We start from the raw sequence: 14,103 nt of genomic DNA, 5'->3' as shown, positions 1-14,103 counted from the left end.
GTGCAGCGAAGCGGAGCCCCGCAGTCGCGAACGAAAGGCAGGCGCTGCTTCCATGATCAAGCATCTGCTCTCCGGCGGGGACCTGGACGCCGACGCCGCCACCGAGATCCTGGACACCGCCGCCGAGATGGCCACGGTCGCCGGCCGCGAGATCAAGAAACTGCCCGCGCTGCGCGGCCGGACGGTGGTGAACCTCTTCTACGAGGACTCCACCCGCACCCGGATCTCCTTCGAGGCGGCGGCCAAGCGCCTCAGCGCCGATGTGATCAACTTTTCCGCGAAGGGGTCCAGCGTCACCAAGGGCGAGAGCCTGAAGGACACCGCGCTGACCCTGCAGGCCATGGGCGCCGACGCGGTGGTCGTCCGGCACCCCGCCTCCGGCGCGCCGCACCGCCTGGCCAACTGGGTCGACGGGTCGGTGGTCAACGCCGGCGACGGCACCCACGAGCACCCCACCCAGGCGCTGCTCGACGCGTACACCATGCGGTCCCGGCTGGGCCGGCTCGCCGGCCTGTCGGTCGCGGTGGTCGGGGACGTGCTGCACTCCCGGGTGGCCCGCTCCAACGTGCTGCTGCTGTCCACCCTCGGCGCCAAGGTCACCCTGGTCGGCCCGCCCACCCTCATCCCGGTCGACATCGCCGCGGCGCTCGCCCCCGGCACGGACGTCTCCTACGACCTCGACTCGGCGCTGCCGAACGTGGACGTGGTGATGATGCTGCGGGTGCAGCGGGAGCGGATGAACGACTCCTACTTTCCCTCCGCGCGCGAGTACGCCCGCCGTTACGGGCTGGACGGCCCGCGGATGCGCCGCCTGCCCGAGCACGCCATCGTCATGCACCCCGGCCCGATGAACCGGGGGATGGAGATCACCCCCGAGGTGGCCGACTCACCCCGATCCACCATCGTCGAACAGGTCACCAACGGTGTCTCCGTGCGGATGGCTGTTCTTTACCTGCTGCTCGGAGGGAACAACCGGTGACCGCGTACCTGATCACCAACGTGAGCGTCGTCGGCGCCGCGCCGACCGACCTGCTGATCCGCGACGGCGTCGTCGCCGAGGTCGGCCCCGGCCTGACCGCGCCGGACGCCACCGCCATCGACGGCACCGGCCTGGTCGCCCTGCCCGGTCTCGTCGACCTGCACACCCACCTGCGCGAGCCCGGTCGGGAGGACGCCGAGACCGTCGAGTCCGGCTCGCGCGCGGCGGCGTTGGGCGGCTACACCGCGGTCTGCGCGATGGCGAACACCTCGCCGGTCGCGGACACCGCCGGCGTGGTCGAGCAGGTCTGGCGACTCGGCCGCGAGGCCGCCCTGGTGGACGTGCAGCCGATCGGCGCGGTCACCGTCGGGCTGGCCGGCGAGCGGCTGGCCGAACTGGGCGCGATGGCCGACTCGACGGCCCGGGTGCGGATCTTCTCCGACGACGGGCACTGCGTCGCCGACCCGAAGCTGATGCGCCGCGCCCTGGAGTACGTCAAGGCGTTCGACGGGATCATCGCCCAGCACGCCGAGGAGCCGCGCCTCACCGAGGGTGCCCAGATGCACGAGGGCGAGGTCTCCACCCGCCTCGGGCTGATCGGCTGGCCGGCGGTCGCCGAGGAGGCGATCATCGCCCGGGACGTGCTGCTCGCCGAGCACGTGGGCAGCCGCCTGCACGTCTGCCACGTCTCCACCGCCGGCAGCGTCGAGGTGCTGCGCCAGGCGAAGGCCCGCGGGGTACGCGTCACCGCCGAGGTCACCCCGCACCACCTGCTGCTCACCGACGAGCGGGCGGAGACCTACGACCCGGTCTTCAAGGTCAACCCGCCGTTGCGGACGGCCGCGGACATCGCCGCGCTGCGTGCCGCGCTCGCCGACGGGGTGCTCGACGCGATCGCCACCGACCACGCCCCGCACGCCGTGGAGGACAAGGAGTGCGAGTGGGCGTACGCCCGGCCGGGCATGCTCGGCCTGGAGACGGCCCTCTCCATCGCGCTCGACGTGCTCGGCCCCGAGTGGGACCTGATCGCCGAGCGGATGTCACGGACTCCCGCCCGGATCGCCGGGTTGACCGGGCACGGCATCGACCCGGCGCCCGGTGTGCCGGCCAACCTGACCCTGATCGACCCGGCCGCCCGCCGCACCATCGAGCCGGCGGAGCTGGCCAGCCGCAGTCGCAACACCCCGTATGCCCGCATGACGCTGCCAGGTCGCATCGTGGCGACCTTCCTGCGCGGCGAGCCGACGGTTCTGGACGGAAAGGCTGTCAAGTAATGGTCAAGCGCAGGCCCGCGATTCTCGTCCTCGAGGACGGGCGCACCTTCCCCGGTGAGGCGTACGGAAGTGTCGGGGAGACCTTCGGCGAGGCGGTGTTCAACACCGGCATGACCGGTTACCAGGAGACGCTGACCGACCCGTCCTACCACCGGCAGGTGGTGGTGCAGACCGCGCCGCACATCGGCAACACCGGCGTCAACGGCGAGGACGACGAGTCCGGCCGGATCTGGGTGGCCGGCTATGTCGTGCGCGACCCGGCCCGGATCGGCTCGAACTGGCGGGCCACCGGCGGTCTCGAGGACCGCCTCGCCACCGAGGGTGTGGTGGGCATCAGCGGGGTGGACACCCGGGCACTGACCCGGCACCTGCGGGAGCGGGGCGCCATGCGGGTCGGTATCTCCAGCGTGGACAACGATCCGCAGAGCCTGCTGGCCCGGGTCCGGCAGGCGCCGCAGATGGTCGGCGCGGACCTGTCCGCCGAGGTGACCACTTCCCGGCCGTACGTCGTCGAGGCCCTCGGCGAGCACCGGTTCACCGTGGCGGCGCTCGACCTGGGCATCAAGCGCAACGTGCCGCGCCGGCTGGCCGCGCGCGGGGTGACCACCCACGTGCTGCCCGCCGGGTCGAGCATCGACCAGATGCTCGCCACCGGGGCCGACGCGATCTTCCTGTCGCCCGGTCCGGGTGACCCGGCCACCGCCGACGCGCCGGTGGCGTTGGCGCGGGAGGCGCTGCGGCGGGAGGTGCCGCTGTTCGGCATCTGCTTCGGCAGCCAGATCCTCGGCCGGGCGCTCGGCTTCGGCACGTACAAGCTGGGCTACGGCCACCGGGGCATCAACCAGCCGGTGCTCGACCGGGTCACCGGCAAGGTCGAGGTGACCAGCCACAACCACGGCTTCGCCGTTCAGGTGCCGGGTGCGGGCGACGGCGCGGTGGTGCCCGACCAGGTGATCGAGACCGAGTTCGGCGGCGTTCAGGTGTCGCACGTCTGCCTCAATGACAACGTGGTCGAGGGGCTGCGGGCGAAGGACGTGCCCGCCTTCACCGTCCAGTACCACCCGGAGGCAGCGGCCGGCCCGCACGACGCGGACTACCTGTTCGACCGCTTCGCGGAACTGATCGAAGGCGGAAAGTAATGCCCAAGCGCACTGATCTCAAGCACATCCTGGTGATCGGCTCCGGGCCGATCGTCATCGGGCAGGCCTGCGAGTTCGACTACTCCGGCACCCAGGCGTGCCGGGTGCTGCGCAGCGAGGGGATCCGGGTCAGCCTGGTCAACTCCAACCCGGCGACGATCATGACCGACCCGGAGTTCGCCGACGCCACGTACGTCGAGCCGATCACCCCGGAGTTCGTCGAGCTGGTCATCGCCAAGGAGCGTCCGGACGCGATCCTGCCGACCCTCGGCGGGCAGACCGCGCTGAACACGGCGGTCGCCCTGCACGAGGCCGGCGTCCTGGAGAAGTACGGCGTCGAGTTGATCGGCGCGAACATCGACGCGATCAACCGCGGCGAGGACCGACAGCTGTTCAAGGAGATCGTGGCGAAGGCCGGCGTCCGGCTGGGCGTCGAGGACCCGACCGGCCTGGTGCCGCGCTCCCGGGTCTGCCACACCATGGACGAGGTCGAGGCCACCGTCGCCGAGCTGGGCCTGCCGGTGGTGATCCGGCCGTCGTTCACCATGGGCGGCCTGGGCTCCGGCATGGCGCACACCCCGGAGGACCTGGCCCGCATCGCCGGCGACGGCCTGTCCGCCAGCCCGGTGCACGAGGTGCTCATCGAGGAGAGCGTGCTCGGCTGGAAGGAGTACGAGCTCGAGCTGATGCGCGACCGGCACGACAACGTCGTGGTGGTCTGCTCGATCGAGAACATCGACCCGATGGGCGTGCACACCGGCGACAGCGTCACCGTGGCCCCGGCCATGACGCTCACCGACCGGGAGTATCAGCGCCTGCGGGACCTGGGCATCGCGGTGCTGCGCGAGGTCGGCGTGGACACCGGGGGCTGCAACATCCAGTTCGCGGTCAACCCGGTCGACGGCCGGATCGTCGTGATCGAGATGAACCCCCGGGTGTCGCGCTCCTCGGCGCTGGCCTCCAAGGCGACCGGCTTCCCGATCGCGAAGATCGCCGCGAAGCTGGCCATCGGCTACACCCTCGACGAGATCCCCAACGACATCACGTTGAAGACCCCGGCGGCGTTCGAGCCGACCCTGGACTACGTGGTGGTGAAGATCCCGCGCTTCGCGTTCGAGAAGTTCCCCGGCGCGGACCCGGAGCTGACCACCACGATGAAGTCGGTGGGCGAGGCGATGAGCCTCGGGCGCAACTTCACCGAGGCGCTGAACAAGGCGATGCGGTCGATGGAAACCAAGGAGGCCGGCTTCTGGACGCAGCCGGACCCGCAGGGCGTCACCCTGGCCGACACCCTCGCCGCGCTGCGGATCCCGCATGACGGCCGGCTCTACACCGTCGAGCGGGCCCTGCGACTCGGCGCGTCGATCGCCGAGGTCGCCGAGGCGTCCGGTGGGATCGACCCCTGGTTCCTCGACCAGATCGTCGCGCTGATCGAGTTGCGCGCGGAGATCGTGGCCGCCCCGGTGCTCGACGCCGAGCTGCTGCGCGTGGCCAAGCGGGCCGGTCTGTCCGACCGGCAGCTCGCCGCGCTGCGTCCGGAACTGGCCGCCGAGGACGGGGTACGCACCCTGCGACACCGCCTCGACGTGCGCCCGGTCTACAAGACGGTGGACACCTGCGCGGCCGAGTTCGAGGCGACCACGCCGTACCACTACTCGTCGTACGACCTGGAGACCGAGGTCGTGCCGTCGGACCGGCCGAAGGTGTTGATCCTGGGCTCCGGGCCGAACCGGATCGGGCAGGGCATCGAGTTCGACTACTCGTGCGTGCACGCGGTGCAGGCGCTGCGGGCGGCCGGCTACGAGACCGTCATGGTCAACTGCAACCCGGAGACCGTCTCCACCGACTACGACACCGCCGACCGGCTCTACTTCGAGCCGCTGACCTTCGAGGACGTGCTGGAGGTCTGGCACGCGGAGGAGTCGTCCGGCCGGGCGGCCGGCGGGCCGGGCGTGGTCGGGGTGGTCGTGCAGCTCGGCGGGCAGACCCCGCTGGGGTTGGCGCAGCGGCTCAAGAACGCCGGCGTGCCGATCGTCGGCACCTCCCCGGAGTCGATCTACCTCGCCGAGGAGCGGGGCGCGTTCGGCGCGGTGCTGGTCCGGGCCGGACTGCGCGCTCCGGCGCACGGCATGGCCACCTCCTACGACGAGGCCAAGACGATCGCCGACGAGATCGGCTACCCGGTGCTGGTCCGGCCGTCGTACGTGCTGGGCGGGCGGGGCATGGAGATCGTCTACGACGACCCGACGCTGCGTGACTACATCGGCCGGGCGACCGACATCTCGCCGGATCACCCGGTGCTGGTGGACCGCTTCCTGGACGATGCCATCGAGATCGACGTGGACGCGCTCTGCGACGCCGACGGCGAGGTCTACATCGGCGGCGTGATGGAGCACATCGAGGAGGCCGGCATCCACTCCGGCGACTCGTCCTGCGCGCTGCCGCCGATCACCCTGGCGGGCTCGCACCTGGCCGAGGTCCGCCGCTACACCGAGGCCATCGCCCGTGGCGTCGGCGTCCGGGGTCTGCTCAACGTGCAGTACGCCCTCAAGGACGACGTGCTCTACGTCCTGGAGGCCAACCCGCGGGCGTCGCGGACGGTGCCGTTCGTCTCCAAGGCCACGGCGGTGCCGCTGGCCAAGGCGGCGGCCCGGATCGCGCTCGGCGCGAGCATCGCCCAGTTGCGCGCCGAGGGCCTGCTGCCCGCGACCGGGGACGGGGGCACGATGCCCGCCGACGCGCCGATCGCGGTCAAGGAGGCGGTGCTGCCGTTCAAGCGCTTCCGGACCCGCGCCGGCAAGGGGATCGACTCGCTGCTCGGCCCGGAGATGAAGTCGACGGGCGAGGTGATGGGCATCGACACCAACTTCGGGCACGCCTTCGCCAAGAGCCAGTCGGCCGCGTACGGGTCGCTGCCGACCACCGGGAAGATCTTCGTCTCGGTGGCCAACCGGGACAAGCGCGGCATGATCTTCCCGATCAAGCGGTTGGCCGATCTGGGCTTCGAGATCGTGGCGACCGCCGGCACCGCCGAGGTGCTGCGCCGGCACGGCATCGCCTGCGAGCAGATCCGCAAGCACTACCAGGCCGGTGAGGGGGACGACGCGGTGTCGCTGATCCTCGGCGGCGACGTGGCGCTGGTGATCAACACGCCGCAGGGCTCGGGGGCCAGCGCCCGCTCCGACGGCTACGAGATCCGCAGCGCGGCCGTCACCGCGGACATCCCCTGCATCACCACGGTCCCCGGCGCCGCCGCGGCGGTGATGGGCATCGAGGCGCGCATTCGCGGCGACATGCAGGTCCGCCCCCTGCAGGACCTGCACGCCACCCTGCGGGCGGCCCAGTGACCCTGTTCGAGCGGGCGGTTCGGCCCTGGTTGTTCCGGCTCGGCGGTGGGGACGCCGAGGCCGCGCACGAGTGGACGCTGCGGCGGTTGTCCGGGCTGTCCCGCAGTCCGGTGGCGCTCGCCGCCCTGCGGGCCCGCTACGCGGTGCGGGCACCGCGCACGGTGTTCGGCGTGCGGTTCCCCAATCCGGTCGGGCTGGCCGCCGGCATGGACAAGGACGGCGCGGCGCTGCCGGCCTGGCCGGCGCTCGGGTTCGGCTTCGTCGAGGTCGGCACGGTCACCGCGCACGCCCAGCCGGGCAATCCCCGGCCCCGGCTGTTCCGGCTGCCGGCCAGCGAGGCGGTGGTCAACCGGATGGGCTTCAACAACGCCGGGGCCGCCGCGCTGGCCGCCCGGCTGGCGGCGCTGCCGCGCCCGCTCGGGGTGCCGCTGGGCATCTCGCTGGGCAAGTCCAAGGTGACCCCGCTCGACGAGGCGGTCGAGGACTACCTCGCCTCGTACCGGGCGTTGCGCGCGCACGGCGACTACTTCGCGGTGAACGTCTCCTCGCCGAACACCCCGGGTCTGCGGTCCCTGCAGGACCGCACGCACCTGGACGCGCTGCTCGGCGCGCTGGTGGGGGAGAAGCCGGTACTGGTCAAGATCGCACCGGACCTGACCGAGGCGGCGATCGCCGAGCTGCTGGAGGTCTGCCTGGCGCGGGGTGCGGCCGGGGTGATCGCCACCAACACGACGCTGTCCCGCGAGGGGCTCGCCGTCGGTGACGCCGAGCGCGGCGCGCAGGCCGGTGGTCTGTCCGGCCGGCCGTTGACCGGGCGTGCCCGCGACGTGGTCGCCTTCGTGCACCGCGAGACCGGCGGCCGGCTGCCGATCATCGGGGTCGGCGGGGTGCTGGACCCGGACGACGCGGCGCGGATGTTCGACGCCGGCGCCGCCCTGGTGCAGCTCTACACCGGATTCATCTACCGGGGTCCGGCTCTGGTCCGCGCAGCCGCCCGCACGACGGCCACAGCCCTGGCACCGGAACCGGTCGCCGGCCGGTGATCGGCCCCGGCCCGGTGCTGGTCCAGCCCTGCGCCGGGCCGGCTCTGCGCCGGGGTGCCCACCCGCTCCGCTGTCCGTTTGCTCTGCTTCAACCCACGCAACGGCCGGCGTCCGGTATCCGGACACCAGGCGTTGCCTCCGTTGAAGCAGAGCAAAGGCGGAGAAGGAGGGGCCCGACCGGCCGCCTGACCACCGCCGCGCGGCCCGTTCGTGCCTGGAAGGAGGACGTGTGACACCCGAGGAGATCCTGGCCGCGGACCGGGCGCACGTCTGGCATCCGTACGCGGCGCTGCCGCCGGCGACCCAGCCGTACGTGGTGCGCGGCGCCGAGGGGGTACGGCTGACCCTGGCCGACGGGCGGGAGCTGGTGGACGGGATGTCGTCCTGGTGGGCGGCGATCCACGGCTACCGGCACCCGGTGCTGGACGCGGCGGTGACCGACCAGCTCGGCCGGATGAGTCACGTGATGTTCGGCGGGCTCACTCACGAGCCCGCCGTCCAGCTGGCCCGCACGCTGGTCGAGCTGACCCCGGACGGCCTGGAGCACGTCTTCCTGGCTGACTCCGGCTCGGTCAGCGTCGAGGTGGCGGTGAAGATGTGCCTGCAGTACCAACGCGCCGTCGGCCGGCCGCAGCGGCGCCGCCTGGCGACCTGGCGGGGCGGCTACCACGGCGACACGTTCCACCCGATGAGCGTCTGCGACCCGGAGGGCGGGATGCACCACCTGTGGGGTGACGTGCTGCCGCGGCAGGTCTTCGCACCGGTCCCGCCGGGCGGCTTCACCGATCCGCCCGACGAGGCGTACGTGGCGGCGCTGGTGGACGCGGTCGAGCGGCACGCCGACGAGCTGGCCGCGGTGATCGTGGAGCCGGTCGTGCAGGGCGCCGGCGGGATGCGCTTTCACCATCCGGCATACCTGCGGGTCCTGCGCGAGGTGACCCGGGCGCACGGAATCCTGCTGATCTTCGACGAGATCGCCACCGGCTTCGGTCGAACCGGGCGCATGTTCGCCGCCGAGCACGCCGGGGTCAGCCCGGACGTGCTGTGCGTGGGCAAGGCCCTCACCGGCGGCTACCTGACCCTGGCGGCGACACTGTGCACCCCGGAGGTCGCCCGGGGCATCTCCGCGGCCGGCGTGCTCGCGCACGGGCCCACGTTCATGGGCAACCCCCTGGCCTGCGCGGTGGCCAACGCCTCCATCGGGCTGCTGCGGGCCGGGGACTGGGCGGGGCAGGTCGCCAGGATCGCCGCCGGCCTGCGCGCCGGTCTGGAGCCCCTGCGCGGCGCGCCCGGCGTCGCCGACGTGCGGGTGCTCGGCGCGATCGGCGTCGTCCAGCTCGATCACGAGGTCGACATCGGCGCGGCCACCGCGGCGGCGGCCGGGCAGGGGGTGTGGCTGCGGCCGTTCCGCGACCTGATCTACACGATGCCGCCGTACGTCACCGACGACGCCGACCTGGCCCGGATCGCGTCCGGCGTGGCGGCGGCGGTGGTGGCCGGCTGAGCCGGCCGCCGGCAACGGGTACCCCGGAGGGCGGGTCCGCCACCCGGGACGAGGAGAGAGGGAGTACGCCGATGGAGAGCTTCGGAACCCGGCTGCACCGGGCGGTCACCGAGCGGGGGCCGCTCTGCGTGGGCATCGACCCGCATCCCGGTCTGCTGGCTCGGTGGGGTCTCGACGACGACGTCGCGGGTCTTGACCGGTTCACCCAAACCGTCGTGGAAGCGCTCGGTGACCGGGTTGCGGTGGTGAAGCCTCAGTCGGCCTTTTTCGAGCGTTTCGGATCCCGCGGTGTGGCGATTCTTGAGTCAACTATCCGACAGTTACGCGATGCCGGTTCGCTCGTTCTGCTCGACGTCAAGCGCGGAGACATCGGCTCGACGGTGCGCGCGTACGCCTGCGCGTACCTTGATCCATCCAGCCCGTTGTATGTCGACGCGGTCACCGCGAGCCCTTACCTGGGAGTAGGTTCGCTGGCCCCGATGTTCGAGCTGGCCGCCGAGCACGGCGGCGGGGTCTTCGTGCTGGCCCTCACCTCCAACCCCGAGGGTGCCGCCGTGCAACGCGCCCGCACGGCCGACGGCCGCACCGTCGCGCAGACCGTGATCGACGAGATTTCCCAGCTCAACAAGGGTGCGACCCCCCTCGGCAGCTTCGGGTTGGTGGTCGGCGCGACCATCGGCGACACCGGTCACGACCTCTCCGGCGTGGGGGGTCCGCTGCTCGCGCCGGGGCTCGGCGCGCAGGGTGCCGGCGCGGCCGATCTGCGTACCGTCTTCGGTTCGAGCCTCGCCACGGTGCTCCCGTCGTACTCCCGGGAAGTGCTCTCCGCGGGCCCCGACGTCGCCGCGCTGCGGGCCGCCGCGGACCGGGTGCTGGGCGAGTGCCGGGCCGTTCTGGCTGCCCGTTGACTGACTGACGGCTCGGTCACTGTGCGGTGATCGTCGCGCGCCCACGTTGCCGAAAGCTCCGTTGACCGCTAGTTTTCCCCGCGCTGGGAACCACGGACCCCTTGGTTCACAGCGACACCACGTTTCACAGATGCGGCGGTGCGCCCCGCCCGCCGCGATAGGGACCTGAGGAGAACTGGTGCCGCTCCCGTCACTGACCCCCGAACAGCGCGCTGCCGCGCTCGAGAAGGCCGCGGAGATCCGCAAGGCCCGTGCCGAGCTGAAGGAGCAGCTCAAGCAGGGCAAGACCACCCTTGGCGCCGTCCTCGAGCGCGCCGAGAGCGACGACGTCGTGGGTAAGCTCAAGGTTTCGGCCGTCCTGCAGGCGATGCCGGGCATTGGCAAGATCCGGGCTACCCAGATCATGGAGAAGCTCAAGATCGCTGACAGCCGTCGCCTGCGTGGCCTCGGCGAGCAGCAGCGCAAGGCACTGCTTGGAGAGTTCGCCGCCAACTGAACCTGGCAGCGTGTAGAAACAAGCAGTGAGCACGGATGACGAGGCGCGCCCGGCGGCTCGGCTCACTGTCCTGGCTGGACCTTCGGGTTCCGGCAGGGAGAGTGTCGTCGAGCTCGTCCGGGCGCGTTCTCCGTTCGTGTGGATCCCGGTACCGGCCACCACCCGGCCGCGCCGGGAGCAGGAGGTCGACGGTGTCGACCGGGTCTTCCTCGCGCCGGCCGAGTTCGACCGGCGGGTGGCCGCGGGCGAGCTGCTGGAGTGGTCCAGGGCCGGCCCACACCACCGGGGTACGCCGTACCCGCCGCTGCGCGCCCGGCTCGACGCCGGGCAGCCGGTGCTGCTCCCGCTCGACCTGCGCGGCGCCCCGCTGGTCCGGGCGCGCCTGCCCGACGCCCGGCTGGTGCTGCTGAGCCCGCCCGGGAAGCGTCCCGACCCGGCCGTCGCGGCGAGCTTCGACCACGCCCTGACCCACGACCACACCGAGCGGGTCGTCGGCGAGCTGGTAGGCTTACTCGGTTCTTCTTATCCGGATCCGACCTGGTCGCGTGTGCGCGGCTGACGGTCGGCCGCCGTTGAGACTCAGCACCGCGTTCGCGCGGCTCGAAAGACGCAGAGGTTAATTCGTGGGATCCATCGCCAACCCCGAAGGCATCACCAACCCGCCGATCGACGAGCTCCTCGAGAAGACGACGTCGAAGTACGCGCTGGTCATCTTCGCCGCCAAGCGCGCGCGCCAGGTCAACGCCTACTACAGCCAGCTCGGTGAGGGCCTGCTGGAGTACGTCGGCCCGCTCGTCGAGACCACCCCCCAGGAGAAGCCCCTCTCCATCGCCATGCGCGAGATCAACGCGGGCCTGCTCACCGCCGAGCCGACCGACCAGCCGTAAGACCGCACCCGTCGATGTCCGCCTCGATCGTCCTCGGGGTCGGCGGCGGCATCGCCGCCTACAAGGCGTGTGAGCTGCTGCGGCTCTTCACCGAGTCGGGTCACCGGGTCCGCGTCGTACCGACCGCGTCGGCGCTCCGCTTCGTCGGAGCGCCGACCTGGGCGGCACTGTCCGGCCAGCCGGTCGCCGACGACGTCTGGTCCGACGTGCACGAGGTGCCGCACGTGCGCCTCGGCCAGCAGGCCGACCTGGTGGTGGTCGCGCCGACGACCACCGACCTGCTCGCCAAGGCCGCGCACGGGCTCGCCGACGACCTGCTGACCAACACGCTGCTGACCGCCCGCTGCCCGGTGGTGCTGGCTCCGGCCATGCACACCGAGATGTGGGAGCACCCGGCCACGGTGGCCAACGTCGCCACGCTGCGCTCCCGGGGGGTCCGGGTCATCGAGCCGGCCGTCGGGCGACTCACCGGCGCCGACAGCGGCAAGGGCCGGCTGCCCGACCCGGCGGAGATCTTCGCCGTCGCCCGTCGGGTCCTCGCCCGGGGTGACTCCGCCCCCGCCGACCTGGCCGGCCGGCGGGTGGTGGTCACCGCGGGCGGCACCCGCGAGCCCTTGGACCCGGTCCGCTTCCTCGGCAACCGGTCGTCGGGCAAGCAGGGCTACGCGTTCGCCCGCGCGGCGGTGGCCCGGGGCGCCCAGGTGACCCTGATCGCGGCCAACGTCTCCCTCGCCGCCCCCGCCGGGGTCGACCTGGTCCGTGTCGGCTCCACCGCCGAACTGCGCGACGCGACCGTCAAGGCCGCCGACGAGGCCGACGCGGTGGTGATGGCGGCGGCTCCGGCCGATTTCCGGCCGGCGACGTACGCGCCTGGCAAAATCAAGAAGTCGGACGACGGCGTCGCTCCCACCATCGAGCTGGTCACGAACCCGGACATCGCGGCGGAGCTCGGCCAGCGCAAACGACCGGAGCAGGTGCTGGTGGTGTTCGCCGCCGAGACCGGCGACGCCGAGGCCAACGGCCGGGCGAAACTCGCCCGGAAGCGGGCCGACCTGATCGTCGTCAACGAGGTCGGTCCGGATCTGGTCTTCGGCGCCGACACCAACACGGTGACGGTCATCGGCGCGGACGGCTCGGTCAGCCGACTGCCGGAGCAGGCCAAGGAGGACGTGGCCGACACCGTGTGGGATCTCGTCGTGGCGCGGCTGGCCGACCGCTCCTGACGAGTGGAACAAAGCACGACTGAACTCCACGCCCGCCGCAGTGGTGATTAGACTCCCGCGGAACGACATCACACGCTTAGGAGTGCCGTGACACGCCGCCTCTTCACGTCCGAATCGGTCACGGAAGGCCACCCGGACAAGATCGCCGACCAGATCAGCGATGGCATCCTCGACGCGCTGCTCGCCGAGGATCCGCACAGCCGGGTGGCGGTCGAGACCATGATCACCACCGGCCAGGTGCACATCGCCGGTGAGGTGACCACCAAGGCGTACGCCGACATCCCGACGATCGTCCGGCGGACCATCCTCGACATCGGCTACGACTCGTCGAAGAAGGGCTTCGACGGCGCCTCCTGCGGGGTCAGCGTCTCCATCGGCGCGCAGTCCGAGGACATCGCGCAGGGCGTGGACAACGCGTTCGAGCTGCGTACCGGCGCGTCGGAGAGCGCGCTGGACGCGCAGGGCGCCGGCGACCAGGGCATGATGTTCGGCTTCGCCTGCTCGGAGACGCCCGAGCTGATGCCGCTGCCGATCGCCCTGGCGCACCGTCTGGCCCGCCGGCTCGCCGCGGTCCGCAAGGACGGCACGATCCCGTACCTGCGGCCGGACGGCAAGACCCAGGTCACCATCGAGTACGAGGGGCTGCGCCCGGTCCGGCTGAACACGGTGGTCGTGTCCAGCCAGCACGCCGCGGACATCTCCCTGGACTCGCTGCTCACCCCGGACGTGCGCGACCACGTCATCGCCCCCGAGCTGGAGAGCCTCGGCCTGGACACCGACGGCTACCGGCTGTTGGTCAACCCGACCGGCCGGTTCGAGATCGGTGGCCCGATGGGTGACGCCGGGCTGACCGGCCGCAAGATCATCGTGGACACCTACGGCGGGTACGCCCGGCACGGCGGTGGCGCGTTCTCCGGCAAGGACCCGTCCAAGGTGGACCGGTCGGCCGCGTACGCGATGCGGTGGGTGGCCAAGAACGTGGTCGCCGCCGGCCTGGCCGAGCGGTGCGAGGCGCAGGTCGCCTACGCCATCGGCAAGGCGCACCCGGTGAGCCTGTTCATCGAGACGTTCGGCACCGAGACGGTGCCGGTCTCCTCGATCGAGAAGGCCGTCGCCGAGGTGTTCGACCTGCGCCCGGCCGCGATCATCCGGGACCTCAACCTGCTCCGCCCGATCTACCAGCAGACCGCCGCGTACGGCCACTTCGGCCGGGAGCTGCCGGACCTGACCTGGGAGAGCACCGACCGGGCCGCCGACCTCAAGTCGGCCGCGGGAGCCTGACCGCCACCAGGCGCAGCGACCG

At 72.0% G+C, this 14,103-nt stretch carries 12 protein-coding genes; all 12 read left to right on the top strand.

Translation table 11 applies throughout. From position 1 onward, the window contains the following. Nucleotides 1–52: 52 nt before the first annotated feature. On the top strand, nt 53–979 hold the full coding sequence (locus F8271_RS01575; protein WP_151487788.1) for an aspartate carbamoyltransferase catalytic subunit: 927 nt from the start codon (nt 53–55) through the stop codon (nt 977–979). Next, nucleotides 976–2,253, top strand: coding sequence for a dihydroorotase (locus F8271_RS01570; RefSeq protein WP_151487787.1), 1,278 nt, complete (start codon nt 976–978; stop codon nt 2,251–2,253). Before F8271_RS01575 ends, F8271_RS01570 begins: the two co-directional genes overlap by 4 nt. Continuing rightward, entirely contained in the window at nt 2,253–3,392 is a 1,140-nt protein-coding gene (gene carA, locus F8271_RS01565) for a glutamine-hydrolyzing carbamoyl-phosphate synthase small subunit (protein ID WP_151487786.1), read from the top strand. Before F8271_RS01570 ends, carA begins: the two co-directional genes overlap by 1 nt. Continuing rightward, nucleotides 3,392–6,739 carry a carbamoyl-phosphate synthase large subunit gene (carB, locus tag F8271_RS01560; protein ID WP_151487785.1) on the top strand — a complete coding sequence of 1,116 codons (3,348 nt, stop codon included), beginning with the start codon at nt 3,392–3,394 and terminating at the stop codon, nt 6,737–6,739. Before carA ends, carB begins: the two co-directional genes overlap by 1 nt. After that, nucleotides 6,736–7,782 (top strand): quinone-dependent dihydroorotate dehydrogenase, encoded by a 1,047-nt coding sequence (locus tag F8271_RS01555; protein WP_192580098.1) that lies wholly within the window; start codon nt 6,736–6,738, stop codon nt 7,780–7,782. The genes carB and F8271_RS01555 overlap by 4 nt, the downstream gene beginning before the upstream one ends. A gap of 229 nt (nt 7,783–8,011) precedes the next feature. Beyond that, on the top strand, nt 8,012–9,286 hold the full coding sequence (locus tag F8271_RS01550) for an adenosylmethionine--8-amino-7-oxononanoate transaminase (RefSeq protein ID WP_151487784.1): 1,275 nt from the start codon (nt 8,012–8,014) through the stop codon (nt 9,284–9,286). A 71-nt stretch (nt 9,287–9,357) separates the two neighbouring features. Further along, nucleotides 9,358–10,194: an orotidine-5'-phosphate decarboxylase gene (gene pyrF / locus F8271_RS01545; RefSeq protein WP_151487783.1), complete on the top strand. Its 837-nt coding sequence runs from the start codon at nt 9,358–9,360 to the stop codon at nt 10,192–10,194. Between the two features lie 178 nt (nt 10,195–10,372). After that, nucleotides 10,373–10,690 (top strand): integration host factor, actinobacterial type, encoded by a 318-nt coding sequence (gene mihF, locus F8271_RS01540; protein WP_007458370.1) that lies wholly within the window; start codon nt 10,373–10,375, stop codon nt 10,688–10,690. Nucleotides 10,691–10,715: 25 nt separating this feature from the next. Continuing rightward, nucleotides 10,716–11,249 (top strand): guanylate kinase, encoded by a 534-nt coding sequence (locus tag F8271_RS01535; protein ID WP_151487782.1) that lies wholly within the window; start codon nt 10,716–10,718, stop codon nt 11,247–11,249. A 64-nt stretch (nt 11,250–11,313) separates the two neighbouring features. After that, nucleotides 11,314–11,577: a DNA-directed RNA polymerase subunit omega gene (rpoZ, locus tag F8271_RS01530; protein WP_007075826.1), complete on the top strand. Its 264-nt coding sequence runs from the start codon at nt 11,314–11,316 to the stop codon at nt 11,575–11,577. Between the two features lie 14 nt (nt 11,578–11,591). Next, a complete protein-coding gene (gene coaBC, locus F8271_RS01525) occupies nt 11,592–12,800 on the top strand; it encodes a bifunctional phosphopantothenoylcysteine decarboxylase/phosphopantothenate--cysteine ligase CoaBC (protein ID WP_151487781.1) in 1,209 nt (402 codons plus the stop codon). An 87-nt stretch (nt 12,801–12,887) separates the two neighbouring features. After that, nucleotides 12,888–14,081 carry a methionine adenosyltransferase gene (gene metK / locus F8271_RS01520; protein WP_151487780.1) on the top strand — a complete coding sequence of 398 codons (1,194 nt, stop codon included), beginning with the start codon at nt 12,888–12,890 and terminating at the stop codon, nt 14,079–14,081. Nucleotides 14,082–14,103 lie beyond the last annotated feature (22 nt).

It is taken from the genome of Micromonospora sp. ALFpr18c, assembly GCF_008868155.1.
GTDB lineage: Bacteria > Actinomycetota > Actinomycetes > Mycobacteriales > Micromonosporaceae > Micromonospora.
Note: the sequence above shows the minus strand (reverse complement) of the source record. Positions and strands in the feature narration are given on the sequence as shown.